Below are 26604 nucleotides of genomic sequence, written 5' to 3' on the forward strand. Positions count from 1 at the left end.
CCGCCTTGTTCGCCGCCGCGTGCACCACGTTGGGCACGAAACCTGCGTGCCCGTGGTGCATGAGCTTTGAACTGGACTTTGGCCAGGTGTCCCTGCAGGGGCGCAAGGACATCAATGAAGACTTTGCCGCCCTGGTCGAGGGCCGTGGGCATGAGCGCGCGCGCGGCGCCATTGCTGCCATTGCCGATGGCGTGAGCACCGGCGGCCATGGGCGTGAGGCCGCGCAGACCAGCGTCAATGCGCTGGTGACGGACTACTTCGCCACGCCCCCCACCTGGGACACCACCGTGGCGCTGGACCGCATTCTGGCCGCCCACAACAGCTGGCTGGCCGCGATGAACCGGCGCCGCCAGCCCGCAGTGGGCCTCACCACGATCACCGCGCTGGTGCTGCGGGGCCAGTCCTACACCCTGGCGCATGTGGGTGACACGCGGGCGTATTTGCTGCGCGACGGGCGCTTGCAGCGGCTGACGGCCGACCACGTCATCGCCCAGCGCGACATGGCGCACCAGCTCACGCGCGCCATGGGGCTGGACGACCATGTGGTGGTGGACTACAGCCAGGGCGAGGTGCAAAGCGGCGATCTGTTTGCGCTGCTGTCAGACGGGGTGCATGGCTTTGTGCCCGAGCGCCAGTTGCAGGCCCTGCTGCAGGCCGCCCAGCCTGCCCAGGTGTTGAGCGAGCAGCTGGTGGATGCGGCGCTGCGCAGCGGCAGCACCGACAACCTCACCGCCATGGTGATTCAGGTCAAGGGCGTGCTGGAGAGCACGCTGCAAGACGAATCGCGCCGCGCCCTGGCCCTGCCGGTGCTGCCGCTTTTGAAGGTGGGCGACACGGTGGATGGCCTGACCGTGCGCGCCGTGGTGGCCGACAACGGTGTGCACCGCGTGTACCAGGTCGAGACTTCTGCGCAAGGACATGGGGCAGGGCGCCTGTACGCCCTCAAGACCCTGCTGCCCCAGCGTGCCCACGATGTGCAAGAGCGCGCCACGCTGGCCCACGAGGCCTGGGTGGCCCGGCGCATGCAAACGGGCGCGGCCGGTGCGCACCTGGCCCGGCTGGTGGACTGGCCCTTGCGCCCGGCACCTGGCGCTGCGGCGCGCGATGCCAGCGGCTTTTACCTGCTGTATGAATGGCACGCAGGCCGCACGCTGGGCGACTGGTTGCACCACCGGGCCCACGGCCAGCCGCTGAGCGTGGCGCAGGCGGTGGGCGCCATCACGCAGGCGGCCCAGTTGCTGGGCTGGCTGCACCGCCAGGGCGTGGTGCACCGCGACATCAAGCCCGACAACTTGCACCTGGGCGACGACGGCGTGCTGCGCGTGCTGGACCTGGGCGTGGCCTTGAGCGGCCGCGAGCCCGAGGCCACACGCCGCCTGCACGCGGGCACGCCCAGCTACATGAACCCCGAGCAGTGGGCGGGCTACGAGCGCAGCAGCGACACACAGGGCCAACTGCCCGATGCCGGCAGTGATTTGTTTGCGCTGGGGGTGACGCTGTACCAATTGCTCAGCCATGGCCGCCTGCCCTACGGCGAGGTGGTGGCCCACCAACTGGGCCGTTACCACCGCGACCCGCAGGCCCCCAGCCGCCACAACCCGCAGGTGCCCATCTGGCTCGACCACATCGCCCTCAAGGCCGTGGCGCGCCAGCGCACCCAACGCTTTGAAACCGCCGAGGAAATGCTGCTGGCGCTGGAGCGCGGCGCCTCACGGCCCATGCCCCTGGGCGGTGCGCAGTCCTTGCTGCAACGCGACGCGACTGCGGTGTGGAGGATTGCGTTGGCGGTGAGCGTTCTGGTGAATTTGTTGTTGGTTTACTGGCTTCTGTTTTTGCCGCGTTGAGGTTGCTATTGAAAATATAGCTGCTAGCGCTTATAGATAAAGCGCTAGCAGCATATTTCATGCAATTTGTGTAGTCGGCTTTTGGTGAAGCCTGCCATGCGCTGCGCGCACGGCCGCCCTTTTATTCAGCAGGCCTCTTTGAGCTTGAGATATCCGTTCGGGTTGAGCTTGTCGAAACCTTGCGCGGCGCTTCGACAAGCTCAGCGTGAACGGTTCAAGTAGGTTCAGGCCGGATCAATAACGAAAGGGCGCAAGCGCTATCGAGCTTACGTGCCTCACGCAATTCATGCGCTGCGCGCGCGTCCACCTTTCTAGCGAAAGTGCGGGCAACGCTACGCGTTGGCTGGCTCTGCCAGCTCAGGCACTGCGTGCCCGCCCGCCTTTTTGCTGGAAATGTGGCGAGCGCTTGCGCGCTCACCGGCTTGCACCGGTCATGCGCTGCGCGCACGTCCACCTTTCTCTGCCCATGTTCTGGTCCAGCGGATCTGCATCACCCGCAGCAGCACCAGCATGGCCGCTGCGCACACCGCGATGGACACAAAGCCCCACAGGTAGCTGCCGCTGTATTGCTTGGAAAAGCCCATGGCGTTTGGGATCAGGCCGCCGCCCAGTGCCCCGATTTCGCCAATCATGGAGCCCGCCACTGCGGTGGACAAAGGCCAGCGCAAGGGCACCAGTTGGAACAAGGCCCCATTGCCTGCGCCCAGCGCGGCAAAGCACACCAGAAACAGCAGCACCGTGACGGGCAAAGACTCCTGCGCAAACCCGCACAGCACCAGACTGACGGCGGTGATGCACAGCACGCCCGTGAGGGTGTTCACGCCGCCCCAGTGGTCTGACAGCCAGCCGCCAAACACCCGCAGCGCTGCGCCCAAAAAGGCGGCCAACATGGTCAACTGTCCGGCCTGCACTTTGCTCACGCCAAACTGCCCATTGAAGTAGCTGGGCAAGAAGGTGGTGAGTCCAATGAAGCCCCCAAACGTCACGGCATAAATCAGGCTGAAAGCCCAGCCGTCTTTTTCAAACAGGCAGGCCACGTGCTCGCGCAGGCTGGCGTGGGCGTCCAGGTCTGGGGGCTCCTGGGCGTACACCGCCATCACGATGGCCGGAACGGCCACGCTGATCGCCGCAAACCCGTACACCGTTTGCCAGCCAAACTTTTGGGCGAGGGCGGGCGCCAGCAGCGCCGCCACGGCCGTGCCCACATTGCCTGCACCCACAATGCCCATGGCCAGGCCCTTGTAGCGCGGTGGAAACGAGCCCGAACCCAGCGACAGCGCCACCCCAAAACTGGCCCCTGCCACCCCTAGCAGCACGCCCATGGCCAGCAGGTCGTTGTAGGTGCGCACAAAGAAGTAGCCAAAAGCCATGGCCACGGCAATGCCCGCCATCTCGACCAGCGTGGCGCGCTTGCGGCCGATGTACTGCGCCAGGATGCCCAGCGGGAACCGCATCAGCGCGCCTGCAAAGATAGGCAGCGACAGCATCAGCCCCATTTGGGGGGGGGTGAGCTGGAAGTCGTCCCGGATGAACGGGGCCATGGCCCCGTTGATGACCCACACGGCGCACGAAAAGCCGAAGTAAAGAAACGAGGACCACAGCGTGGGGGCGTGGCCCGACTTGAGGAATTCGCGGAACTGGAGCATGGAGCGCGCCTGTGCAAAGGTGTCACGGGCCAGCGGCCTGCCTGCGCAGCCAGTGTGTTGCCCGTGTCAAAAACAAAAAAGGCGCCTGCGCGGTCTCTGGGCTATCCACTTCCAGCCCTTGCACCGCGAAGACGCCTGCGTCTTGTTCACCCAATCCGCCTTTGCACCGGGTCAACCTGCAGCCTTCGTTGGCTGCAACACACCACAAGCAAGCCGCATGCCAAAAATTGAAGCGTTATGGCCACTTTTTATTGGTGGTTTGCACTAGTTTGGTGTAATTTCAGGTCGTATGACGAATTTTGATTGATTTAAATATTTAATTTGATATAGGTGATTTTGGGTATGGCGCGAAGTGTGTTTTTTATGCGTTGGCATGTCCAAATAGTTATGTAAGAAACAATTCTTTTCATTTATTCTGGTTGTGCGGCGGTGCTCTTGGTTCGGGGCGGTAGCAGCCTCTTGAGCAGAGAGTTCACTGGCATGTTGACGTGAAGTGGCTTTTCAGGAGTTATCTATGCGAATGAACCTGCCCGTTGTCTCTCAGGAGTACCCTTTCCCCAAAGGCGAAACACTGGTCTCTACGACCGATCTGAAGGGGCGCATCCTCTACTGCAACCCCATGTTTGTGGAGGTCAGTGGCTACGAGAAGCAAGAGTTGCTGGGCCAGCCCCACAACATGATCCGCCACCCTGAAATGCCGGAAGAGGCCTTTCGCGACATGTGGGACACCATCGCCAAAGGCATCCCCTGGTCGGCCGCCGTGAAGAACCGCCGCAAAAACGGCACTTACTACTGGGTGATGGCCAATGTCACGCCCCTCATGCAAGGGGACCAGCCCGTGGGCTACATGTCGGTGCGCACCGAAGCCACCCGCGAGCAGATCCAGCAGGCCGAGCAGCTGTACAAAACCATGCGGGCCGAGAAAGAGGCCGGGGCCTTGGTGCACAAGCTGCGTGCCGGGCGACTGATCAAAGACAACCTTTGGGGGCGCACCACCGAGCTGCTGCGCTTGGGTGCGCTGGGCAAGATGCTGCTGAGCATGTGCGCTGTGGTGCTTGCCGCCTGGCTGGCTGCATCGGCAGGGGGGCACAGCCTGTCGCTGGTGTCTGGCTTGGCCTGGCTGGGTGTTCTGGCCTTGGCCGTGGGTGCGGCCGCCTATTTGCACAATGTGACGATTGCCCCCCTGAACCAGATGCTGCTGTGGGCCAACCGCATGGCGGCGGGGGACTTGACCCAGAAGATTCAAGTGTCGCGCGATGACACGGCCGGGCACCTGCAAAAAGCCTTGTCCCAACTGAATGTGAACCTGCTCTCCATCGTGCGCGATGCACGCCAGGAGGCCGAGCGCATGCAGTTGTCCACCCAGGAAATCGCGCAAGGCAACCAGGACCTGTCAGCGCGTACCGAATCCCAGGCGAGCAACCTGGAGCAGACGGCGGCTTCGATGGAGGAGATCACCGGCACCGTGCGGCAAACGGCAGAGTCTGCCCGCCGTGGTACCGAGTTGGCCACCCAGGCCACTTCGGTGGCTGAGCACAGCAGCGAAGTCGTCAACAGCGTGGCAGCTACGATGAAGCAGATCCAATCCGCCTCCGGGCGTATCAGCGAGATCACGCAGTTGATCGACAGCATTGCCTTCCAGACCAACATCCTTGCGCTAAACGCTGCGGTGGAGGCCGCCCGTGCGGGTGAGCAGGGCAGAGGCTTTGCGGTGGTGGCCTCGGAGGTGCGCAGCCTGTCGCACCGCACCCTGTCAGCGGCCAAAGAGATTCGGCAATTGATTGACGACTCGGCTAACAAGGTGCAAGAAGGCAACGTGAAGACGGACATGGCGCAAAAAACCATGTCTGAGTCACTGGACCTAGTGCGCCGGGTGAATGCACTGATGGGCGAAATCCACGGAGCCTCCAGCGAGCAGCTCAGTGGCATCTCGCAAGTGAACTCTGCCGTAGCGCAGTTAGACACCATCACCCAGCAAAACGCAGCACTGGTCGAAGAAAATGCCGCATCTGCCATGCAGTTGAGCACCCAAGCCAAGTCTGTCTCAGAGACGGTGCAGGTGTTCCGCATCGATGCATCGTCTAGCGCACACAGCGTGGATGCTGTGGCGCTGCGCAAGTCCATGAAGGCAGATTCAGGCCAGAGGGCGTTGGCTGCGGCTTAAGGCCTGTGGGCCGCCCGTGTCTGTGCTGGCGGCCTTTGCGCAGGGTTCAGCACACAATGCCCGCATGCGAGCCATGAAGCAACTCAATCACCTAGGTTCTGCCGTCTTGCTGGCAGTGGTCGTCATGCTGGCCGCCATTCTCTTGCTGCACAGTGGGGGGCTGGTGGTTGACTGGAAGCCCAAAACCACGCCGTATCGTTTGGTCAGCAACCCCTTCATTGGATGGAGTCTGGTGCTGGTTCTGGGGGCGTGGCTGTGGTGGATACGCAAAGGGCCACCACTGGCGCAATGCGCGGCGGCCCTGTTGCTCGTCGGCTTTGTTTGGGGCCTTGCCGCTGTCACTGCGCTGTTTTGGGATGCGTTTTTGTCTCCCGTTCTGGTGTTCGCGGTGTTGCCTGTGCAGCTCGCAGCGATCAGCACACTCCGGTCGTTGTTGGAGGGGCGTGGCTCTGGTGCGCCGCTATAGGATTTCACTTCCCCGCTCAATTGGCGTGTGTCTGTGAAGCTGCCTTCGCGCTCAGACAATTCAAACTCCAGATTCAGTGAGTTGTTACCAGACCGTTGCCCCTTGCATCAAGGTCTGCGGAATTTGTGTGCCCACTTTGCCGCCTGTGGCGCATCGCAGAGGCCTCAGCGTCTCGTTGCGATAAAAGCCAATGCTCGGTTATTTCTTTCCCTGAACGCAGCAGCATCATCTGTCTGAGAACCGGGGCCGGTTGTGGCTGGTTCCGGTGTGGTCGCGCCGACAGTCGACTTTGGGTATCGATCCGTCGGCGCTGTGTATTTATCCCCGTGCTTGGCGTTGTTGCCAGCGGACACCCAGCAACCCCAGCACGATCGACAGCGACACCAAAGCCCATGGGGCATCTACCGGGATAGAGGAGGGATCGCTCATGACGGGAATTACCACTGGCGCAAATGGGTCGCGAATGCTGCCTACCGCTGCGTTGGAGTCACCCACACCGTTATCCGTAATGCTGTACGTCACCGTTTTGCGGTCACCGCTGAGGGTGGCACCGCTGAGCTGGAACCATGTGGACGCAGCTACCGCACCGCCCACTGCTGCTGTAGCAGGACCGTACTTCCAAAATTGCACCCCGGCTGGCAGGGCTTGTGGGTAGATGATCGTCATCGTCACAGTCCCTGCGCAGCTTGTGGACTCGAAAGCGTACTCTCCGTAGGGCATGGGCTTGTCTGCGGTAGCTGGATGGCTCACAGCGCCAAATCCGCTGGTGGGATTCAGCGTGCAGGACGAGCCGCCCCCCGAAAGTGTCGCTGTGGCAGCACCCGTCATTCCCGACACAGGGTTCGACACAGTGAGCAGGCGTGGGGTTACGGCAACGGATGCCGTGGATGCTGCACCGGTACCCGCCAGATTGGTCGCAGTGACTGTGAACGTGTATGCCGTGCCATTTGTCAGGCCAGTGACGATCAATGGGCTGGCCGCACCGCTGACCGTCGCACCACCGGGGCTTGCAGTGACCGTGTAGCCCGTGATCGTGCTGCCGCCATTGAATGCTGGCGCGGTAAAGGCGACAGACACTTGCCCGTTTCCGGCTGTACCCACGGTACCGGTTGGCGCGCCCGGCACAGTGGGATTCACGGCAAATGTTCTGCTGATCGTCGTTGCTACCCCATAAGTGCCGTCTCCGGCCTGATCCGCATTAATCGTGCAAGTGCCAGTTGTGACGAACGTCAACGCACCGCCAGAAGTAATAGTACAGACACCGGTTGTTGTGGAGGTGAATGTTGGTATCAGACCGGAAGAAGCCGTGGCGGACAAGGTTGGTGTTGTACCAAAAGCCTGATCACCGGGAGGATTAAAGGTAATGGTTTGCGTTGCCTTAGGCGTGACTGCCGTGGATGCGGTAGATGCCGCGCCGGTACCTGCCAGATTGGTTGCCGTGACTGTGAAAGTGTATGGCGTTCCGTTTGTCAGGCCGGTGACGACCAATGGGCTGGTCGCACCGCTGACAGACGCACCGCCGGGGCTTGCAGTCACCGTGTAGCCTGTGATGGCGCTGCCGCCGTTGTAAGCTGGCGCGGTAAAGGCCACGGATACTTGTCCACCTCCTGCTGTACCAACGGCGGCGGTTGGGGCCCCTGGAACAGTCGCATTAACCGCAAATGTTCTCCCGACGGTAGTCGCGGCCAGATATGTGCCATTTCCTGCCTGATCGGCGTTAATTGTGCAAGAGCCTGCAGTGACAAACGTCAACGCACCACCAGAAGTAACCGTACAGACCCCGGTTGTTGTTGAGGAGAAAGTCACAGCTAAGGTGGAACTGGCGGTTGCAGTCAAGGTCGGTGTCGTGCCAAAAGTCTGTGCACCGGGAGGGTTAAAGGTAATGGTTTGCGCAGCTTTAGGCGTGACTGCAGAGGACGCCATAGACGCCGAACCGGAGCCAGCCGAGTTTCTGGCGGTCACCGTAAAGGTATAAGCAGTTCCGTTTGTCAGACCAGTGACGTTCAGCGGACTGGCTGCACCGGTAGCCGTGGCTCCGCCGGGGCTGGCTGTGACCGTATAGTCAAGAATAGCACTGCCGCCATTGGAAGCTGGTGCGGTGAAGGCGACGGAGACCTGAGTGTCCCCTGGTGTACCGACCGCTGCCGTTGGTGCTCCCGGCACGATAGCGTTGACAGTAAAAGTTTGCGGAACTGTTGTTGCCGCTGAAAAGGCAGCATTACCCGCCTGATCGGCATTAATCGTACAAGAGCCTGCCGTGACAAACGTCAACGCACCACCGGAAGTGATCGTACAGACGCCGGTTGTCGTTGATGTGAATGTCGGTGTCAGACCAGAAGAAGCCGTAGCTGTCAAGGTCGGTGTCGTGCCAAAAGTCTGTGCGCCGAGAGGGTTAAAGGTAATGGTTTGCGGTGCCTTAGGCGTGACTGCAGAGGACGCCGTGGATGCCGAACCGGGGCCAGCCGAGTTTCTGGCGGTCACAGTAAAAGTATAAGCAGTTCCGTTTAACAGACCAGTGACGTTCAGCGGACTGGCTGCACCGGTAGCCGTGGCTCCGCCGGGGCTGGCTGTGACCGTATAGTCAAGAATAGCACTGCCGCCATTGGAAGCTGGTGCGGTGAAGGCGACGGAGACCTGAGTGTCCCCTGGTGTACCGACCGCTGCCGTTGGTGCTCCCGGCACGATAGCGTTGACAGTAAACGTTTGCGGAACCGTTGCTGCTGCCGAGTAGGTTGCATTGCCTGCCTGATCGGCGTTAATTGTGCAAGAGCCTGCAGTGACAAACGTCAACGCACCACCGGAAGTGATCGTACAGACGCCGGTTGTCGTTGATGTGAATGTCGGTGTCAGACCAGAAGAAGCCGTAGCTGTCAAGGTCGGTGTCGTGCCAAAAGTCTGTGCGCCGAGAGGGTTAAAGGTAATGGTTTGCGTTGCCTTAGGCGTGACCGCTGAGGAAGCGGTGGACGCAGCGCTGGACCCATTGGCATTTCTTGCCGTGACCGTAAAAGTATATGCCGTTCCGTTTGTCAGCCCCGTCACTGTCAGCGGACTGCCCGCGCCGGTAGCAGTAAAGCCGCCGGGACTTGATGTAACGGTATAGTCAAGAATGGCACTACCACCATCGGAGGCGGGAGCCGCAAAGGCAACAGACGCTTGCCCACTTCCTGGAGTAGCGGTAACACCTGTTGGTGATCCGGGTACGGGCGCAGTCACTGTGACGTTGACCGTATAAGGAGAACCGTTGAAATCGTAGAAAGTAAATGAATCTGCTCCAGAGTACCCGTTTGGCGGCGTGTAATAGAACGCATCAATATTTGTTGGTCCTGTGGAACCGCCGATCGACATGATGTAAACGTTGTTGGTTCCATGTGCACTCGACGATGGGAAAGTTTTGTTACCGGCGCTGTTCTGGTTGCCTATTGCATCGACGTAAATGCCCAGACTGCTGCCAGTTCCGTCCGTTTTTCCGCCAGGATCACAGTTCGCATAATCTGTCGCTGAGAACGTATATTTGTATTCACTGCCACTTTTCGTGACCTGTCCACCAACAGTCGTTGAAAAGCTGAGATTGCAAGCAGCAGATGCTTGTCCGTAGGTTAGTAATGAAAAAATGATTAATATTAATCTCCCAAGGAATTTTAATATTTGTTTTTTAAATGCGGCTGGGGCAATTATTTTTTGTGATTGGTGGAAATTTCTGTCGACTTGTTTTTGATGGATTTTTGGCGTCTTCATGCTATTCCTATGAAAAGTATTTTTTGATGTTTTGGTTGGAGTCGATATTTTTAGAAATTTGATTTTGTACTGGCGGTAATTTTATTAATGAATTTTATTGAATTTTTCTACTCAAGCGGCTTCGATTGAAGATTTCGATAGCTTGCGAATGAATTTAAATTTGGTGTTTTTCATGTTCAGCATTGTCCATATTTTTTTGTTTGTCTAGTTATTTTTGCGCTGTCCAATGTCCGTTTGGATCGGCGCCTGGTCTCACCAGAGAACAATGGCATGGTCGCGATAGACCAGTGTGCGAAGCCTGGCCCGCAGGGCTGAAGAGTCAGGCACTGCAAAGCAGTGGTGTGCTGGCTGGTGTGATGTGTGTGGTTTGGCTGATTGGAATAGCGGTATCCGCATTCAAGTGAGCTGCAGTGCAAGTCTTTCAAACTGCTGGTACGAAGAGGTGCAGGTTCTGCGCCGTGCATTCCCTTGATCCGGAGACTGGTCGTGCTTAATTACGGCCCGCATCACTGAGAGTGAGCTGGCCCTGCCGATGTGCTCTGCTGTAGGCGGTGCGGGAGGCTCGGCCAGACGGCGCAATGAGGCGGGGGATTGCTTTGCAGCGCAACAGGGAGGATGGAATGCAATGGATGCGCTGCACGGAATTGCACCCCTGCAAGCGGCCCAGAAGTCAGAGCGCTAGGCTCACCGGCCCGATTTCGGTCCAACCCTTCTGTTCGTTTTCTTTGCCGGGCGGGATGCATGGCGCCAACAACCAAGTGCGCGAGGGATGCGCTTGGTCGATTTAGCGACTTCGGTAGGTCCGGAGCGGTGAGGCGTCGCGAGGCGGTGATGACTTGGTCAGAATGCCCCTCACCGCTTGGTCTGCGCAGTCAACTGCGCTAGGTGATTAGGTGCTCTCCCGCACCGTCAATTCAAACCCCAGGTTCACCGAGTTGCTCTCAGGCAATTGCCCTTGCATCAGGGCCAGCAGCATCCGTGCTCCGGCTTCGCCCATGGCGGCGCGGGGGGTGCGCACCGTGGTCAGTGGCGGCAGCATCTGGTCACTGCCTGCCAGGTCGTTGAAGCCTGCAATGGCCACGGTGCCCGGCACGGCGATGCCCAGGCGTTGGGCGGCCAGCAGGCCACCTTGGGCCAAGTCGTCGTTGCAAAAGAAGATGGCGTCCACCTGCGGGCGGGTGCGCACGATATCTTCGAGCAAAGTGGCGCCCAGGCGGATGGAGGAGGGCTCGGGGCTGAGCACTTCCAGCTTGGCGTCGTACAGGCCCGCATGGCGCAGGCACCGCCGATAGCCCTCGGCGCGTTGCAGTGTGCGGGGGTCCAACTGGGCGGCCGCAAAGGCGATGTGGCGGTAGCCGCGCTGCAGCAGGTGCTCTGCCATGGCATAGCCTGCGTCTTGCTGCGAAAAGCCCGCGCAGTAGACGCCTGGGGCAGCCGTCACCTCCATCAGGTGCACGCACGGCACGCCGCTGGCGGCAATCATCTGGCGGGCGTTTTCGGTGCGGTCAAAGCCTGTCACCAGCAGGCCTGCCGGGCGATGGGCCAGGTAGGTGCGCAGCAGTTGCTCTTCTTCCAGCGGGTCGTAGTGGGTCACGCCAATCAAGGCCTGGTAGCCCAGGGGAAAGAGCACGCGGTGCACGGCATCCAGCACATCCACAAACAAAGCGTTGGAAAGCAGCGGCACCAGCACGGGCACCTGCACGCTGCGCTGCGATGCCAGCGCGCGCGCTGCGGGGTCGGGCACATAGCCCAGTTGCTGCACGGCGACCTTCACGCGGTCGACCAAGTCTTGCGCGACGCCGCGTTCGCCCCGCAAAGCGCGCGATGCGGTGATGGGGCTCACGCCAGCGGCTTTGGCCACGTCGCTCAGGGTGATGCGGCCACTGGAGCGGCGTTTGCTGTCGGGTTTGGTCAAGGGTTTTCCCTCGTTGGGGTTTGAGGATGTGGATTTAGGATAGCGCTGTCCTTGCTCTGGAACAAGGCGGAATTCCCTATTTTGTGGCAATTTCGGCAAGGTTCCAGTTTCACAGCACACCAATAGGCGGTGTGCTTTTTTAGAATTTGATTGGATAGCGCTACCAATATGTCTGTGAACAGTTCTTCGGTGTTTTTGGTGGTCATGGGGGTGGCGGGTTGCGGCAAGTCCAGCCTGGGTCAGTCCCTGGCGGCTGCGCTGCAACTGCCGCTGATTGAGGGGGATGACCACCACAGCGCCGCCAGCCGCACCAAGATGAGCCAGGGCGTGCCTTTGACCGATGCCGACCGCGAGGGCTGGCTGACGGAATTGGGCCAGTTGCTGCAGGACCGGCCTCAAGGGGCAGTGTTGACCTGCTCTGCGCTCAAAAAAGCCTACCGCGACCGGCTGCGTGCCGCTTGCCCCTCGCTGCGCTTTGCGTTCTTGCAGATCGACCGGGCTGAGTCGGAAGCCCGCGTCAAAGCCCGCGCACAAACCCATTTTTTCTCGGCAGCGCTGGTAGACAGCCAGTTCGCCACGCTTGAATCCCCCACGGGCGAGCCCGGTGTGCTGACGCTGGATGCCACCCTGCCTTTGTCCACCCTGGAGCAGCAGGCCTGCGCTTGGCTCACCACCCTGGAGGCCGCATGAGCGCCGCATCTCCTTCCACCCCCACGGCCGCGTCCACCCCTCCACAGGGTGAGGGCGGCACGGCCAGCAGCCGTTTCACCCGCATCGCCAGTGTGCTGATGGCCTTGTGTCTGGGCACCATGGCCGTGGCCGTTTTCTCCAACGTGGTGCTGCGCTACGGCTTTGGCAGTGGCGTGCCTGCCAGCGAAGAGCTGTCGCGCCTGCTGTTTGTCTGGATGGTGTTCATCGGCGCTGCGGCGGCCTACCCCGCAGGTGAGCACATGGCCTTTACCAGCCTGGCGGGTCTGCTGGTCCGCAAGCCGCTGGCGTTTGCTTTGCTCACGGCCGTGATTCGGCTGCTGGTGATTGCCGCGTGCGTGATGCTGGGCTGGGGCGCCTGGCAGCAGGTGGTGGTGGGCATGGGCAGCCATTCGGTGGTGCTGGGGTACTCGTCGGCCCTGCTGCCGTTGCCTGCCTTGTTGTGTGCGCTGGCCATTGGCGTGATGGCTTTGGTGGAACTGGTGCAGCGCAAGCCGCTGGACCTGGGCCATGGTGCGGAGGTGGAGTGATGTTTGGAATGACGCCTGAAGCAATGGCCTTCGTGGTCTTTTCGGTGGGCATGCTGGTGTTGATGGGTACGGGCATGAACATGGGGCTGGCGCTGGTGCTCACGGGCGCTGGCATGGCATGGGTGCTCGATTTTTGGGACACCCAGTTGCTGGCGCAAAACCTGGTGGCGGGGGTGGACAGCTTTCCGCTGCTGGCGGTGCCGTTCTTCATTCTGGCGGGTGAGTTGATGAACTCTGGCGGCATCAGCCGCCGCATCATCGACATGGCCCAGGCCTGGGTGGGGCATATCCGTGGCGGCCTGGGCTATGTGGCCATCGGTGCTGCGGTGCTCATGGCCAGCATGAGTGGATCGGCCCTGGCCGACACGGCCGCGTTGGCCACCATCTTGCTGCCCATGATGCGCCAGCAGGGCTACCCCATGAACACCTCGGCAGGGCTGATCGCCTCGGGCGGCATCATCGCGCCCATCATCCCGCCGTCCATGCCGTTTGTGATTTATGGCGTGACGACCAACACCTCGATTTCGGCGCTGTTTGTCTCGGGCATCGTGCCGGGGTTGATGATGGGTGCCGGTTTGATATTCGCCTGGCGCTGGGTGCTGCGCGACTTGGACTTGCCCAAGGGCGAGCCACTGCCGGTGAAAGACCGCCTGCGCGCCACGGCCCGTGCGTTCTGGGCCATGCTCATGCCGCTCATCATCATCGGGGGCATGAAGTCGGGCGTTTTTACGCCCACCGAGGCTGCCGTGGTGGCCGCGTTCTATGCGCTGGTGGTGGCGCTGTTCATCCACCGCGAAATGCGCGTGCCCGAAATCTACGGTGTGCTGGTGCGGGCGGCCAAAACCACCTCCATCGTCATGTTCCTGTGCGCTGGCGCGCAAGTGGCCAGCTACATGATCACGCTGGCCGACCTGCCCAATGTGCTCACCAGCTGGCTTGGACCGTTGGTGGAAAGCCCGCGCCTGTTGATGGCCGTGATGATGATCGTGCTGGTGCTGATTGGCACGGCACTGGACCTCACGCCCACCATCCTGATCTTTGCTCCGGTGATGTTGCCCATCGCCGTGAAGGCGGGGATCGACCCGGTGTATTTCGGCCTGATGTTCGTGCTCAACGGCGCCATTGGCCTCATCACACCGCCTGTGGGCACCGTGCTCAACGTGGTGGCTGGCGTGGGGCGCATTTCGATGCACAGCGTCATCAAGGGCGTGAACCCTTTTCTGCTCACTTATGTGCTCATCCTGGCGCTGCTGGTCGTGTTCCCGCAGATCGTGACTGCGCCCGTCGTCTGGCTGAGATGACGTAGGCCCTGAGTCGTTTGATTTTCCCTCTGTCTTTTCCTCCCTCACCACAATGGAGACAACCATGAAAACCTTCCGTCGCACCCTTTTGGCCGCCTTGTCGGTGGCTGCGCTGGCCTGCTCGTTACAGGCCGCTGCGCAAGACTTCAAGCCGCGCATCATCCGCTTTGGTTACGGGCTTAACGAAGTCTCCAACCAGGGCCGCGCCACCAAGCTGTTTGCCGAAGAGGTCGAGAAAGCCTCGGGCGGCAAGATGCGGGTGCGCGCCATTGGCGCGGCTGCGCTGGGCTCTGATTTGCAAATGCAGCAGGCGCTGATTGGCGGCGCGCAAGAGATGATGGTGGGATCGACCGCCACGCTGGTGGGCATCACCAAAGAAATGGCCATCTGGGACACCCCCTTTCTGTTCAACAACACCAAGGAAGCCGATGTGGTGCTGGACGGCCCGGTGGGCCAGAAGGTGATGGACAAGCTGCAGGAAAAAGGCCTGGTGGGCCTGGTGTATTGGGAGAACGGCTTTCGCAACCTCACCAACAGCAAACGTCCCGTGGCAAAGCTGGAGGACATGAACGGCATCAAGCTGCGCGTGATGCAGAACAACGTCTTCCTCGACAGCTTCAAGACCCTGGGCGCCAACGCCGTACCGCTGCCATTCTCTGAATTGTTCACCGCGCTGGAAACCAACACCGTGGATGGCCAGGAGAACCCCTTCAACACCATCTTGTCGAGCAAGTTCTATGAGGTGCAGAAGTACCTCACCGTCACCAACCACGTCTACAGCCCCTGGATCGTGCTGGTGAGCAAGAAGTACTGGGATGGCTTGTCGAAGGTCGAGCAAAAGGTGCTGCTGGACGCTGCCAAGAAGAGCCGCGACTTTGAACGCCAGGATACCCGTGCCGAAGCCGACAAGGCGCTGGCGGACTTGAAGGGCAAGGGCATGCAGGTCAACGACCTGCCCGCAGCAGAAGCCAACCGCATGCGCGAAAAACTGGGCGCTGTGAACGCCAGCATTGCCGCCAACGTGGGCGAAGGCCTGTGGAAGGAAGTGCAGGGCGCTGTGGCGCAAGCACGCGCCGCCAAGTAAGTACAGAGACCGGGGTAGGGCGCTACCCTGAAGGCGCAGCCAAACCCTCCATGCAGAAGCCAGCAGCCCTTGGGCCGCTGGCTTTTGTGCTTTTCAAGGCCCGCCCTGGCGCCTGTAGAGCGCCGGACTGGAGCACACGCTCGTTGCTGGGCCTGGTAACCAGACGTCTCATCAAGGCATCTACGGTTGCATTCAACGCACAGATGGGCTGAAATGTTCTGAAGCCTGCTCAATTCTTTTTGGGTAGAGCCCTGAAGGGGCTTGAACAGGTCGGTTCATCCATCGTGCTTTGCGCTCTACCGGGAGGTTGCCATGACCGTTGTTGCCGAAATCCTGAAATCCAAACCCGACACCACCGTGTACACCGTACGCCCCGCTGATTCGGTGCTGGACGCCTTGCGCCTGATGGCCGAAAAGGGCATTGGAGCCCTGCTGGTGACACAGGACGATGACCGCATCGTGGGCATCTTCACCGAGCGTGACTACGCCCGCAAGATCGCGCTGCTGGGCCGCACATCGGCCGCCACCCAGGTGCGCGATGTGATGACGCCCGACGTGCTGTTTGTGCGACCGCACCAGACCAGCGAGCAGTGCATGCAGATCATGAGCAACAACCGCCTGCGCCACCTGCCGGTGGTGGAGGCCGACCAGCTCGTGGGCATGATCTCCATCGGTGATCTGGTCAAGGACATCATCTCCGAGCAGAAATTCATCATCGAGCAGCTGGAGCAGTACATCACCGGCCACCGTTGATGCCAGCCCCGGCGCGCAGCGCACGGGGGCCACCCGCTGCAACGTCAAGGCCGCAAGCGGAAATGCGCCATCGCGCTGCTGACCTGATCGGCCTGCGAGCGCAGCCCCTGTGATGCAGCGGCGGTTTCCTCCACCAGGGCCGCGTTTTGCTGGGTCATGCGGTCCATGTGCTCCACCGCCTCCAGCACCTGCGAGATGCCTGACGCCTGCTCGGTGCTGGCGCTGCTGATCTCGGCCATGATGCCGCTGACCCGGGCAATCGCCTGCACGATGCCTTGCATGGCCTGGCCCGCGCTGTCGGCCTGGCGAGAGCCCTCGTCCATGCGCTGCACCGAATCGGTGATGAGTGCCTTGATCTCATGGGCGGCCTGGGCTGAGCGCTGGGCCAGGCTGCGCACCTCGCTTGCCACCACCGCAAACCCGCGCCCTTGCTCGCCTGCGCGGGCGGCTTCCACCGCCGCATTCAGCGCCAGGATGTTGGTCTGGAACGCAATGGAGTCGATCACCCCGGTGATGTCTGCGATCTTGCGTGAGCTTTCGTGGATGCCCTGCATGAACGCCACCACCTTTTGCACCTGCGCGCCCCCGTGCTCGGCCTCTTCGCTGGCCTGGCGGGCCAGGGCATGGGCCTGGCTGGCGCTTTGGCTGTTGGCGCTCACCGTCTGGTTCAGGGTTTCCATCGAGGCGGCGGTTTGCTCCAGCGCGCTGGCCTGTTGCTCGGTGCGCGCGCTCAGGTCCTGCGTGCCTGCGGCAATCTCGACCGATGCCGTGTGCACCGTGGCGATGGACTGCTGAATGCCTTGCACTGTGTCCGCCAGGGCGCGGGTGGATTGGTTCAGGGCGCGGGCGATGTCGCCAAACTCGTCGCGGGTGTTCAGGTGCAGCGGCTGGCCCAGGTCGCCCACGGCCAGGGCCCGGGCTGCGCCCAGGGTTTGCTGCACGGCGGCTTGCGCCTGGCGCACCGTGGCCAGGCTCACCCACAGGGTCGCCACCAGGGCGGCCAGCAGCGCGGCGCTGAACCACCACATAAAGCGCTGTGCCTGCGCCACGCGCTCTTCCAGCATGGTGTCCAGGGTTTCATAGCCTTTGGCGATGAGGGCGAACTGGGTGTCGATGGCCTCGGTCAGGCTGGCGAAGTAGGCCTGGGGCGGGTGGCTCAGCTCGGTGGGTTGCAGCAGTTGGTCCTGAATGGACTGCAGTGCGCGGCTGGCGTCGTCCGCCGCTTTTTTCTGCGCGCTGGCCAGCGTGCGTTGTACGGCTGCATCGGCTTCGCCAGCGCGGCTGAGCAGTGCTTGCGCCTTGTCGTTCTGTAGGCGCGCCGCAGTGACGGCTGCCAACAAGGCGGCCCGCTCGGCGTTGCCCAGATCGCGGCGGGTGAGTGCGCCGGCGCCCACCGCCCGCGCCTGGCCGAGTGACTCCGTCAGCGCGGGCAATTGGTCGAGCGTGCCCGACATCAGGTAGTAACTGGATGCCTCGGGGTCCAGGGTCAGTGTGGATGTGTCCAGCACCTGGTTGAGAAGCACCAGTTGCCGCGCGACAAGGGCGGTGTGGTTGCGAAAGCTGTCTGCCGCCTTGGCGCCGGGGGCCGCGACCTGGGCGGCGAGCGCCTGCCAATCATTTTCAATCTGCGCTGTCAGGGGCGACAGCTTGGTGTCGTTGGCGCTGGCGGCCAGTGCCTGGGTGGCTTGCAGTGCCTGTTTCAGGCGGTCTTGCACCTCGGCCTGCTTTTTCTCGCGCTGCGCGATGAATTGGGTGTTGCCCGAGAGCGCTCCGTTGGACAGCCCTCGGTGCTGCTGGGTCAGCTGGATGAGTCGCAGCACCTGCTCTGCGGGCTTCAGCCCCGCTTGTTCCGCCCGTGCAGTGCGCAGGGTTTCATAGCGAGCTTGCAGCACCAAAGCCGATGCGGTAACGGCCAGCAGCATGCAGGCTGTGCAGACCAGTGCAAATTTTTGCCAGAGTTTCAAGCGTGTAATCAGTGCATTCATCCTCGTGGTTCCCGTGTTGATTTGGCGACCCTCACGTTGCAGAGTCCGCAATTCAGTTTAGGCGCGCCCCAGGGGGATGGGGCGAGGTGCACGCTCAGGCAGCGGTTTTTTCCACGTGGGTTTGACGTGTGTACAAAAAGTCGATCACCGCCTTGCGGTACTGCACGTAGTGCGGGTCTTCGGCCAGCTCCACGCGCTTGCGCGGGCGGGGCAAGTCCACGTGCAGCACCTCGCCAATGGTTGCGGCGGGGCCATTGGTCATCATCACGATCTTGTCGGACAGCAGCACGGCCTCGTCCACGTCGTGCGTCACCATGACCACGGTGCTTTGGGTGCGGGCCACAATCTCCAGCAACTCGTCTTGCAGCTTGGCTCGGGTCAGGGCGTCCAGCGCGCCAAAGGGCTCGTCCATCAGCAGCACCTGGGGTTCCATGGAGAGCGCCCGGGCAATGCCCACGCGCTGCTTCATGCCGCCCGATATTTCGCCGGGGCGCTTTTGGCCTGCGTGCGTCAGGCCCACCAGGGCCAGCGCGGCGTCGGTGCGGGCCTGGAGCTGGGCCTTGTTTTCCTTGCCACCAAACACGCGTTCCACGGCTAGGTAGATGTTGTCAAAGCAGGTGAGCCAGGGCAGCAGCGAATGGTTCTGGAACACCACCGCGCGCTCAGGGCCGGGGCCCTTGATCTCTTTGTTGGCGCAGATCAGCACCCCGTTGGTGGGGGTGGTGAGGCCTGCAATCAGGTTCAGCAGTGTGGACTTGCCGCAGCCCGAGTGCCCGATGAGCGCCACGAACTCGCCTTTCGCGATAGTCAGGTCGATGCCCTTCAGCGCCGGGAAAAGCCCCTTGGCGGTTTTGAACGTTTGCTCCACGCCTTGGATTTCGATGAACTTGGTGGTGAGAGAGGTATGCATGGGGAGCTCCTGGTTTTTCCGAGGACCACCGTGGAGCCGGCTTTGCCGGGCCACGGGGGGTGATGCGCCGATGGCGCGGCTCTCAGGGGTGGGTCAAGTTTTGACCTCTTCAAACGTGAAGGCGGTGGCCAGCTTGATGAGTGCGTACTCCAGCACCAGCCCGACGATGCCGATCACGAAGATGGCGATGATGATGTTCTTGACGTTCAGGTTGTTCCACTCGTCCCACACCCAAAAGCCGATGCCTACGCCGCCCGTGAGCATCTCGGCCGCCACGATCACCAGCCATGCGGTGCCCACGGCCAGGCGGATGCCGGTCAGCATGTAGGGCAGCACGGCAGGGAACAGGATCTTGGTGGCGATCTTCCACTCCGACAGTTGCAGCACGCGGGCCACGTTCATGTAGTCTTGCGGCACGCGCTGCACGCCCACCGCAGTGTTGATGACCATGGGCCAGATGGAGCAGATGAAGATGGTCCAGATGGCGGCCGGGTTGGCGCCCTTGAACACCAGCAGGCCAATGGGCAGCCAAGCCAGGGGCGACACGGGGCGCAGCAGGCTGATGAGCGGGTTGAACATGCGCGACAGGAAGTTGAAGCGCCCGATGACAAACCCGGCCGGAATGCCCACCAGCGCCGCCAGCCCAAAGCCCACGGCCACGCGCTGCAGGCTCATCAGCACGTTCCAGCCCACACCCTGGTCGTTGGGGCCATTGCGGTAGAAGGGGTTGCTGAACACCTCCACCGCCTGGCCCCAGGTCTCCAGCGGGCCGGGGATGCTCTTGCCCGTGGAGACGGACACCATCGACCAGACCGCCAGCAGCAGCGCAACGCCGCAGGCGGGTGGAAGCACCGCCATCCAGAAGTTGCGCGACCACGCCGCCATGTCGCGGCCAGTGGCCTTGGTGGGGGCCGAGGCCATGGGCTTAGAGGTGTTTGGGGCTGTAGCGCTCATGGATAAAGCGCTAGGCGCTATGGAGTTTGTAGCGGGCTTGTCCGCGTGGGGCGCGGCGTCCAGCGGGGTGTGAAAAACAGCACTGACCATGGCGATCTCCTGGTTTCAACGTGGGGGAGGGCGGGGCGTGGGTGTTGCGATCAAGGGAGTGGGTTTCAGGCCTTGATCTTGAAGCCGTCGGCGTACTTCTTGGGGTCCTTGCCGTCCCACACCACGCCGTCGATCAGCTTGTGGCTGCGTGTGTCGCTCTTGGGCAGGGGGGTCTTGGACGCAGTGGCGGCCTGCTTGTACAGATCGATGCGGTTGATGGCCTTGGCCACGCCCGCGTAGTCAGGGTGGTCCTTGAGCAGGCCCCAGCGCTTGTGCTGCGTCAGGAACCACATGCCGTCGGACAGGTAGGGGAAGTTCACCGCGCCGTCGTTGTAGAACTTCATGTGGTTCGGGTCGTCCCAGCTCTTGCCCATGCCGTCCTGGTAGCGGCCCAGGATGCGCTGGTTGATCGCGTCCACACTGGTGTTCACATAGGCCTTGCCCGCAATGGTTTCGGCCATCTTGTTCTTATTGGCCAGGCCTTCGTCGATCCAGCGGCTGGCTTCCAGGATGGCGGCCGTCACGGCGCGGGCGGTGTTGGGGTACTTTTGCGCAAACTCTGCCGTGGTGCCCAGCACCTTCTCGGGGTGGTCTTGCCAGATGGCTTGTGTGGTGCTGGCCGTGACCCCGATGCCGTCCATGATGGCGCGCTGGTTCCAGGGCTCGCCTACGCAGAAGCCGTCCATGTTGCCCACGCGCATGTTGGCCACCATTTGCGGTGGGGGCACGGTGATGACCTTGGCGTCCTTCATCGGGTCAATGCCATGCGCGGCCAGCCAGTAATACAGCCACATGGCGTGCGTGCCGGTGGGGAAGGTCTGGGCAAAGGTGTATTCGCGCTTTTCGCTGGCCATCAGCTTGGCCAGCCCGGCGCCGTTCACGGCGCCCTTGTCCGCCAGCTTTTTAGACAGCGTGATGGCCTGGCCGTTGTGGTTCAGGTTCATCAGCACGGCCATGTCTTTCTTGGGGCCGCTCACACCCAGGTGCACGCCATACACCAGGCCATACAGCACGTGGGCAAAGTCCAGCTCGCCGTTCACGAGCTTGTCGCGCACACCGGCCCAGCTGGCTTCCTTGGTGGGGATGATGGTGACGCCGTACTTCTTGTCGATGCCCAGCACTGAGGCCATCACCACGCTGGCGCAGTCGGTCAGCGGGATGAAGCCGATCTTGACCTCTTTCTTCTCAGGCGCATCCGACCCCTGGGCGTGGACAAGCGCACGCAGTGCGGGGCTGACACCCACGGCGCCCACGGTGGCCGCTTGCAGCACGGTGCGGCGGTGGAGGCTGGTTTTCAACAAATCGGTCATGGCACATCCCTCAAGGGCAAGTCGGTGAAGAAAACAAAAAAGGCGTCCTCACGCCTTGCACGGCTGCCGTAGCAGCACGTTGCAAGGGTGGGGACGCCTTTGTCCTGGGTGGAGCCTGGGGCTCCTTGGCTGCATTCACCCGCCGTTGGGTGTTTGCTGCCAGTACAAGACCTTCATTGGTCTATGCAGGAGCTAATGCAAGCGGTGTGCCAGCTTTGAAAAGAATGCGTTTGCTATTTATTTGATAGCTTCTGGCGCTTGCAGATAAAGCGCTACAGCATGTTTTGGCTTGAAGGGGTATGCCTGTTGTGCACCTGTGGCGTGGCGCAGGCCTGCACGCGATTTGTGCGTTGCACCATCGCTGCTCCTTCGCAGAGCCGTGGCTGCTCCATGGGCGTGCTGCTGCGGTGCGGTGCTGCCCCATTGCGGGGTGGTGTGACGTGGTGCGGTGCGAAGGGCGGGGCGGTGCTCGCCGTCAGCCGAGCAGGTCCATCACATCCAACATGCGCTGGGCCACATCCACGAGCTTCAGGCCCTTGTCCATGGCCGTCTTGCGCAGTTTGTCGTAGGCGGCCTGTTCGCTCAGGCCCTGGCGCTGCATGAGCAGGCCCTTGGCGCGGTCGATGGTCTTGCGGTCCTTGAGCTCGGTCTTGGCATCGGCCAGCTCCGCCCGCAAGGCCTGTTCGTGCTGAAAGCGCGCCATCGCCACATCCAGGATGGGGCGTATGCGCTGCGGCGCCAGCCCCGCCACGATGTAGGCCGAAACGCCTGCGGCCACCGCGTCCTTGACGTGCGAGGTGTCCTCATCGTTTGTGAACATGACGATAGGCCGGCGGGCATCGCGCGTGGCCATCACCACATGCTCCAGCGCATCGCGGGCTTCGCTCTCGGCGTCCACGATGATCAGGTCGGGCTGCAACTGGGCCAGCCGGTCGCTCAGGAAGACGTCGGCGGGCAGCGTGGCAATGAGGTTGAAGTTGTTCTCCAGCAGGCCAATGCGCAGCGCGCGGGAGCGCTCTGCCTGCAGCAGAGCGTGCTCGTCATCCGGGTCGGTCACGGCCAGGTCGGGGGCGACCACCACGATACGTAATGCCTCATTCATACCGCTACTTTAAGCAAGATTTACGCCATTTTTTGGTGCACTGCAGCGGTGCAGTGGCCAAAGGGGTGCGCTGCCGTGGCTTACAGGGCCTGAAACTTGCTAATAAATGTAACCCTGGCAGGGCATACCCGATGGTGCGGGGCCCGGCTGCTCTTCTATACCTCCGGTCACTTGATCATTCATCTCATATTCAGGAGCCCACTGCATGAAGAATCACATTGCGCGTCGCCGTTTCCCGGTGGCCTTGGCCCTGCTGCCCACCCTGGTCGCAGCCGCTATGCTGGCCGGGTGCAGCAAGGTGCCAGACACCCTCAAGATAGGCGTAGCCCAGCCCTTGACCGGCCCGCTGGGGGCGCTGGGGCAAGACTTGCTCAACGGCGTGAACTTGGCCGTGCAAGAGCTGAACAAGGACGGCTTCATGGTGGACGGAAAGCGCGTCAAGCTGGAAGTGGTGGCGGTGGACGACAAGGCCGACGCGGCCACGGGCAAGCAGGTGGCCCAGCAGCTGGTGGATGCCGGGGTGGTGGCGGTCATCGGCCACCTTAACTCGGGCGTGAGCATCGAGACGGCACCCATCTACGCGGGCAAAAGCATTCCGCAGATCGCCATCTCCACCAACCCCAAGTTCACGCAGCTGGGTTTTGACACCTCCTTTCGCATGGTGGCCAACGACACCTTGCAGGCGCGCGCCATTGGCTCGTTTGCGGCCACCCAGCTGGGCGCCTCGCGCTATGCCGCGCTGGACGACGGTACGCCCTACGGCAAGGGCCTGGCAGACGGCGCTGCCGCCCAGCTCAAGGCCGAGAACAAGGAAGTCGTGGTGCGCAAGTCGTTTGACGACAAGACCGTGGCGTTTGAGGCGCTGGCGGGCGAGCTGAAGGCCGCCCGGGTGGAGGTGATTGTCTCCACCCTCAACGACTTCCAGGCCCTGGCATTGCTCAAAGAGCTGCAAAAGGTGGGCCACACCAAGGTGCAGCTGCTGGGCGGCGACACCATCAAGACCACCGACATGCTCAAGGGCGCAGGCCTGGTCGAAGGGCTCTACGCCACCTCTCCCGTGTTGGAGGCCAAGGAGTTCACCACGGGCAAGCCGTTCCTCGAAAAGTACCTGGCTGCCTACAAAAAGCCACCGGCATACGGCGGCCACTACAGCTACGACAGCACTTATGTGCTGACCGCCGCCATCCAGAAGGCCAAGTCGGCCGACCCCAAAGAGATCACCAAAGCCATGCACGCCATCAACGGCTACGCCCCTGTCATCGGCACCATGAGCTGGGATGACAAGGGCGAGCAGCGCTACGGCGCCGTGGGCGTGTACGAGCTGCGCGGCGGCAACTGGGAATTGCGCATGCGCTCAGACCGTTGGTAAGAGCACGGTGACAGCGGCCCGCAAACCTGCTGGCACCATGGCCGTGGGCAGGCTCTTACACTCGGGGCATGAGTTTGCTGATCCTGGGTATTGAATCTTCTTGCGACGAAACCGGCGTGGCGCTGGTGCGTTCATCGGGCACGGGCGTGCCTGCGTTGTTGTCCCACGCGCTGCACAGCCAGATCGAAATGCACCAGGCCTATGGCGGCGTGGTGCCCGAGTTGGCCAGCCGCGACCACATCCGCCGCGTGCTGCCGCTGGCCACCCAGGTGCTGCACGATGCCGGGCACGCCCTGGCCGATGTGGACGTGGTGGCCTACACCCAGGGCCCCGGCTTGGCTGGGGCTTTGTTGGTGGGGGCGGGCGTGGCGTGTGCCCTGGGTGCCTCGCTGGGCAAGCCGGTGCTGGGCGTGCACCACCTGGAGGGGCACTTGCTCTCGCCCTTTTTGAGTGCCGACCCGCCCGAGTTTCCGTTTGTGGCGCTGCTGGTGTCGGGCGGCCACACGCAGCTCATGCGGGTGGACGGGGTGGGGCGCTACGAAATCCTGGGCGAAACCATTGACGACGCGGCGGGCGAGGCGTTTGATAAGTCTGCCAAGCTCATGGGCCTGGGCTACCCCGGCGGGCCTGCCTTGTCGCGCCTGGCGCAGCAGGGCGATGCAGCGGCCTTCAAGCTGCCCCGGCCGCTGCTGCACAGCGGCGATCTGGACTTTTCGTTTGCCGGGCTCAAAACGGCGGTGCTGACCCAGGCTAAAAAGCTGGGCGACGACCTGGAAGCCCGCAAGGCCGACCTGGCTGCCAGCACCGAGGCGGCCATCGTCGATGTGCTGGTGCGAAAGACCCTCACCGCCCTCAAGCAAACGGGCCTCAAGCGCGTGGTGGTGGCGGGTGGCGTGGGCGCCAACCGCCTGCTGCGCGAGCAGCTCAACGCGGCCTGCGAGAAAAACCGCGTGCGCGTGCACTACCCCGAGCTGCACCTGTGCACCGACAACGGCGCCATGATCGCCATGGCCGCCGCCATGCGCCTGCAGGCCGGGCAACAGCAGGCCAACACCGCCTACGCCTTTGACGTGAAGCCGCGCTGGCCGCTGGATGCGATCACCGCCCCTTCGGCTTGATCTGCATCGTTGGCAGTGGTTTGCTATTGAAAATATAGCTGCTTGCGCTTATTTATCAAGCGCTAGAGCCCAAAAATACCCAATGTCAGAACGGGTAGTGGCGTGGGGCTGTCTGCACCGTGATCCAGCGCAGCTCAGTGAAGGCATCAATCCCCGCCTTGCCACCGAAGCGGCCGTAGCCTGAGGCCTTCACGCCGCCAAAGGGCATCTGCGCCTCGTCGTGCACCGTGGGGCCGTTGACGTGGCAAATGCCTGACTCGATGCGCCCGGCCACCTGCCAGGCACGGGCCACATCGCGCCCAAACACGGCGGCTGAGAGGCCGAACTCGTTGTCGTTGGCACAGGCCACGGCTGCTTCCACGCCGTTCACCCGCACGATGGCCTTCACGGGCGCAAAGGACTCCTCGCGATAGATGTGCATGGCGGGGGTCACATGGTCCAGCAGCGTGGCGGGCATCAGCGTGCTGCTTGCCTTGCCGCCACACACCAGCGTGGCGCCTTTGGTCAGTGCGTCGTCGATGAGGGCATTGCAGCGGGTGACGGTGGCTTGGTCTACCACCGAGCCCAGCACCACCGGGCCTTTGCGTGGATCGCCCAGCGGCAGGCTGGTGGCGCGTGCGGCCAGCTTGGCCACAAACTCGTCGGCCACCTTCTCGTCCACCACGATGCGCTCGGTAGACATGCAAATCTGCCCTGAGTTGGCAAAGGCGCCAAAGGTGGCTGCGGCCACGGCGGCGTCCACATCGGCATCGTCCAGCACCACAAACGGGGCCTTGCCACCCAGCTCCAGCACCGCCTGCTTGAGGTATTTGGCGCAGGTCTGCGCAATGATGCGGCCCACCTTGGTCGAGCCGGTGAAGTTCACGCGCCGCAGGGCAGGGTGGGCCACCATGGCCTCCACCACAGCGCCCGCATCGGCGGGAGCGTTGGTCACAAAGTTGACCACGCCGGGCGGCAGCCCGGCCTCCTGCAGCGCCTCGATGATCAGGCCGTGCGTGGCGGGGCACAGCTCTGAGCCCTTGAGCACCACGGTGTTGCCGCAGGCCAGTGGCGTGGCGATGGCGCGCACGCCCAGAATCACCGGCGCATTCCACGGCGCAATGCCCAGCACCACGCCCGCTGGCTGGCGCACTGCCATGGCCACCGAGCCCGGCACGTTCGATGGAATCACCTCACCGTTGATCTGCGTAGTGATGGCGGCGGCTTCGAGCAGCATGTCGGCCGCCAGGTGCACGTTAAAGCCTGCCCAAATGCCGGATGCGCCGGTCTCTGCAGCCATGGCTTGGGCAAAGGCGTCGGCCTTGCCCTCCAGCGCGTGGGCGGCTTTCATCAGCAGGGTGCGGCGCGCGCCTGGCCCCAGGGCCGCCCAGGCTGGGAAGGCCTGCGCCGCAGCCTCTACCGCCGCCACGGCATCGGCCACGGTGGCGGCAGGCGCCGTGGTGGCCACGGAGTGGTCCAGCGGGTTGCGGCGCTCAAACGTGGCACCGTTGGACGCAGCGCGGGGCTGCCCGCCAATCAGCATGGAAATGGGGCTCATAGGGTGTCTCCTGTGGGGGTAAAACCGTGGCGATGGACCGATCAACGGCCCATGCCACGCACCCTGTGGATGCTAGCCAGCAC

General features: G+C 62.4%; 19 protein-coding genes. 10 read left to right on the top strand and 9 right to left on the bottom strand.

Annotated elements, in window-relative coordinates:
* The first annotated feature begins 59 nt into the window (after positions 1–59).
* The gene (locus CLU86_RS04770; protein WP_099740823.1) at positions 60–1844 is read left to right on the top strand and encodes a bifunctional protein-serine/threonine kinase/phosphatase; all 1785 of its coding nucleotides are present in this window, start codon (positions 60–62) and stop codon (positions 1842–1844) included.
* A 431-nt stretch (positions 1845–2275) separates the two neighbouring features.
* Here the strand turns inward: CLU86_RS04770 and CLU86_RS04775 are convergent, their stop codons facing one another.
* Positions 2276–3490, bottom strand: a complete 1215-nt coding sequence (locus tag CLU86_RS04775; RefSeq protein WP_099740824.1) for a nitrate/nitrite transporter — start codon at positions 3488–3490, stop codon at positions 2276–2278.
* 514 nt (positions 3491–4004) lie between these two features.
* On the opposite strand from CLU86_RS04775, the gene CLU86_RS04780 reads away from it, so the two are divergent.
* On the top strand, positions 4005–5654 hold the full coding sequence (locus CLU86_RS04780; RefSeq protein ID WP_099740825.1) for a PAS domain-containing methyl-accepting chemotaxis protein: 1650 nt from the start codon (positions 4005–4007) through the stop codon (positions 5652–5654).
* A gap of 73 nt (positions 5655–5727) precedes the next feature.
* Positions 5728–6120, top strand: a complete 393-nt coding sequence (locus CLU86_RS04785) for a hypothetical protein (protein ID WP_143226658.1) — start codon at positions 5728–5730, stop codon at positions 6118–6120.
* A gap of 318 nt (positions 6121–6438) precedes the next feature.
* Here CLU86_RS04785 and CLU86_RS04790 read toward each other — a convergent pair whose 3' ends face one another.
* Together CLU86_RS04790 and CLU86_RS04795 are read right to left on the bottom strand one after the other, a co-directional pair.
* Entirely contained in the window at positions 6439–9855 is a 3417-nt protein-coding gene (locus CLU86_RS04790; RefSeq protein ID WP_199175090.1) for a fibronectin type III domain-containing protein, read from the bottom strand.
* 889 nt (positions 9856–10744) lie between these two features.
* Positions 10745–11770: a LacI family DNA-binding transcriptional regulator gene (locus CLU86_RS04795; protein WP_099740828.1), complete on the bottom strand. Its 1026-nt coding sequence runs from the start codon at positions 11768–11770 to the stop codon at positions 10745–10747.
* A 168-nt stretch (positions 11771–11938) separates the two neighbouring features.
* On the opposite strand from CLU86_RS04795, the gene CLU86_RS04800 reads away from it, so the two are divergent.
* From CLU86_RS04800 to CLU86_RS04820, 5 genes are all read left to right on the top strand, one after another.
* A complete protein-coding gene (locus CLU86_RS04800) occupies positions 11939–12460 on the top strand; it encodes a gluconokinase (RefSeq protein ID WP_233194797.1) in 522 nt (173 codons plus the stop codon).
* A 98-nt stretch (positions 12461–12558) separates the two neighbouring features.
* Entirely contained in the window at positions 12559–13008 is a 450-nt protein-coding gene (locus CLU86_RS04805; protein WP_233195196.1) for a TRAP transporter small permease, read from the top strand.
* A gap of 8 nt (positions 13009–13016) precedes the next feature.
* Positions 13017–14309 carry a TRAP transporter large permease gene (locus tag CLU86_RS04810; protein WP_099740830.1) on the top strand — a complete coding sequence of 431 codons (1293 nt, stop codon included), beginning with the start codon at positions 13017–13019 and terminating at the stop codon, positions 14307–14309.
* Positions 14310–14373: 64 nt separating this feature from the next.
* The gene (locus CLU86_RS04815; RefSeq protein WP_099740831.1) at positions 14374–15393 is read left to right on the top strand and encodes a TRAP transporter substrate-binding protein; all 1020 of its coding nucleotides are present in this window, start codon (positions 14374–14376) and stop codon (positions 15391–15393) included.
* Between the two features lie 312 nt (positions 15394–15705).
* Positions 15706–16146, top strand: a complete 441-nt coding sequence (locus tag CLU86_RS04820) for a CBS domain-containing protein (RefSeq protein WP_099655094.1) — start codon at positions 15706–15708, stop codon at positions 16144–16146.
* Between the two features lie 44 nt (positions 16147–16190).
* Here the strand turns inward: CLU86_RS04820 and CLU86_RS04825 are convergent, their stop codons facing one another.
* The 5 genes from CLU86_RS04825 to CLU86_RS04845 all read right to left on the bottom strand — a co-directional run bounded on the left by CLU86_RS04825 (position 16191) and on the right by CLU86_RS04845 (position 22497).
* Positions 16191–18131: a methyl-accepting chemotaxis protein gene (locus tag CLU86_RS04825; protein WP_099740832.1), complete on the bottom strand. Its 1941-nt coding sequence runs from the start codon at positions 18129–18131 to the stop codon at positions 16191–16193.
* Between the two features lie 94 nt (positions 18132–18225).
* A complete protein-coding gene (locus tag CLU86_RS04830; RefSeq protein ID WP_066786300.1) occupies positions 18226–19041 on the bottom strand; it encodes an ABC transporter ATP-binding protein in 816 nt (271 codons plus the stop codon).
* A 93-nt stretch (positions 19042–19134) separates the two neighbouring features.
* Positions 19135–20085 carry a nitrate ABC transporter permease gene (gene ntrB, locus CLU86_RS04835; protein ID WP_099740833.1) on the bottom strand — a complete coding sequence of 317 codons (951 nt, stop codon included), beginning with the start codon at positions 20083–20085 and terminating at the stop codon, positions 19135–19137.
* A 65-nt stretch (positions 20086–20150) separates the two neighbouring features.
* Complete coding sequence (locus CLU86_RS04840) at positions 20151–21395, bottom strand: CmpA/NrtA family ABC transporter substrate-binding protein (RefSeq protein ID WP_099655098.1); 1245 nt, start codon at positions 21393–21395, stop codon at positions 20151–20153.
* 475 nt (positions 21396–21870) lie between these two features.
* Positions 21871–22497 (bottom strand): ANTAR domain-containing response regulator, encoded by a 627-nt coding sequence (locus CLU86_RS04845; protein WP_099655099.1) that lies wholly within the window; start codon positions 22495–22497, stop codon positions 21871–21873.
* Positions 22498–22702: 205 nt separating this feature from the next.
* Between CLU86_RS04845 and CLU86_RS04850 the strand changes: the two genes are divergently transcribed.
* Positions 22703–23866 carry a branched-chain amino acid ABC transporter substrate-binding protein gene (locus CLU86_RS04850; RefSeq protein WP_099740834.1) on the top strand — a complete coding sequence of 388 codons (1164 nt, stop codon included), beginning with the start codon at positions 22703–22705 and terminating at the stop codon, positions 23864–23866.
* Between the two features lie 68 nt (positions 23867–23934).
* Positions 23935–24984 carry a tRNA (adenosine(37)-N6)-threonylcarbamoyltransferase complex transferase subunit TsaD gene (gene tsaD, locus CLU86_RS04855; RefSeq protein WP_099740835.1) on the top strand — a complete coding sequence of 350 codons (1050 nt, stop codon included), beginning with the start codon at positions 23935–23937 and terminating at the stop codon, positions 24982–24984.
* Positions 24985–25069: 85 nt separating this feature from the next.
* Here the strand turns inward: tsaD and CLU86_RS04860 are convergent, their stop codons facing one another.
* Positions 25070–26521, bottom strand: a complete 1452-nt coding sequence (locus CLU86_RS04860) for an aldehyde dehydrogenase (RefSeq protein ID WP_099740836.1) — start codon at positions 26519–26521, stop codon at positions 25070–25072.
* Positions 26522–26604 lie beyond the last annotated feature (83 nt).

It is taken from the genome of Acidovorax sp. 62, assembly GCF_002754495.1.
Classification (GTDB): domain Bacteria; phylum Pseudomonadota; class Gammaproteobacteria; order Burkholderiales; family Burkholderiaceae_C; genus Acidovorax.

Excerpts from the sequence above, each read along its gene's own strand:
- CLU86_RS04770 (WP_099740823.1), top strand. The coding sequence starts at position 60 with ATGAGCTTTGAACTGGACTTTGGCCAGGTGTCCCTGCAGGGGCGCAAG.
- CLU86_RS04775 (WP_099740824.1), bottom strand. The coding sequence starts at position 3,490 with ATGCTCCAGTTCCGCGAATTCCTCAAGTCGGGCCACGCCCCCACGCTG.
- CLU86_RS04780 (WP_099740825.1), top strand. The coding sequence starts at position 4,005 with ATGCGAATGAACCTGCCCGTTGTCTCTCAGGAGTACCCTTTCCCCAAA.
- CLU86_RS04785 (WP_143226658.1), top strand. The coding sequence starts at position 5,728 with ATGAAGCAACTCAATCACCTAGGTTCTGCCGTCTTGCTGGCAGTGGTC.
- CLU86_RS04790 (WP_199175090.1), bottom strand. The coding sequence starts at position 9,855 with ATGAAGACGCCAAAAATCCATCAAAAACAAGTCGACAGAAATTTCCAC.
- CLU86_RS04800 (WP_233194797.1), top strand. The coding sequence starts at position 11,939 with ATGTCTGTGAACAGTTCTTCGGTGTTTTTGGTGGTCATGGGGGTGGCG.
- CLU86_RS04805 (WP_233195196.1), top strand. The coding sequence starts at position 12,559 with ATGGCCTTGTGTCTGGGCACCATGGCCGTGGCCGTTTTCTCCAACGTG.
- CLU86_RS04810 (WP_099740830.1), top strand. The coding sequence starts at position 13,017 with ATGACGCCTGAAGCAATGGCCTTCGTGGTCTTTTCGGTGGGCATGCTG.
- CLU86_RS04815 (WP_099740831.1), top strand. The coding sequence starts at position 14,374 with ATGAAAACCTTCCGTCGCACCCTTTTGGCCGCCTTGTCGGTGGCTGCG.
- CLU86_RS04820 (WP_099655094.1), top strand. The coding sequence starts at position 15,706 with ATGACCGTTGTTGCCGAAATCCTGAAATCCAAACCCGACACCACCGTG.
- CLU86_RS04825 (WP_099740832.1), bottom strand. The coding sequence starts at position 18,131 with ATGAATGCACTGATTACACGCTTGAAACTCTGGCAAAAATTTGCACTG.
- CLU86_RS04830 (WP_066786300.1), bottom strand. The coding sequence starts at position 19,041 with ATGCATACCTCTCTCACCACCAAGTTCATCGAAATCCAAGGCGTGGAG.
- ntrB (WP_099740833.1), bottom strand. The coding sequence starts at position 20,085 with ATGGTCAGTGCTGTTTTTCACACCCCGCTGGACGCCGCGCCCCACGCG.
- CLU86_RS04840 (WP_099655098.1), bottom strand. The coding sequence starts at position 21,395 with ATGACCGATTTGTTGAAAACCAGCCTCCACCGCCGCACCGTGCTGCAA.
- CLU86_RS04845 (WP_099655099.1), bottom strand. The coding sequence starts at position 22,497 with ATGAATGAGGCATTACGTATCGTGGTGGTCGCCCCCGACCTGGCCGTG.
- CLU86_RS04850 (WP_099740834.1), top strand. The coding sequence starts at position 22,703 with ATGAAGAATCACATTGCGCGTCGCCGTTTCCCGGTGGCCTTGGCCCTG.
- tsaD (WP_099740835.1), top strand. The coding sequence starts at position 23,935 with ATGAGTTTGCTGATCCTGGGTATTGAATCTTCTTGCGACGAAACCGGC.
- CLU86_RS04860 (WP_099740836.1), bottom strand. The coding sequence starts at position 26,521 with ATGAGCCCCATTTCCATGCTGATTGGCGGGCAGCCCCGCGCTGCGTCC.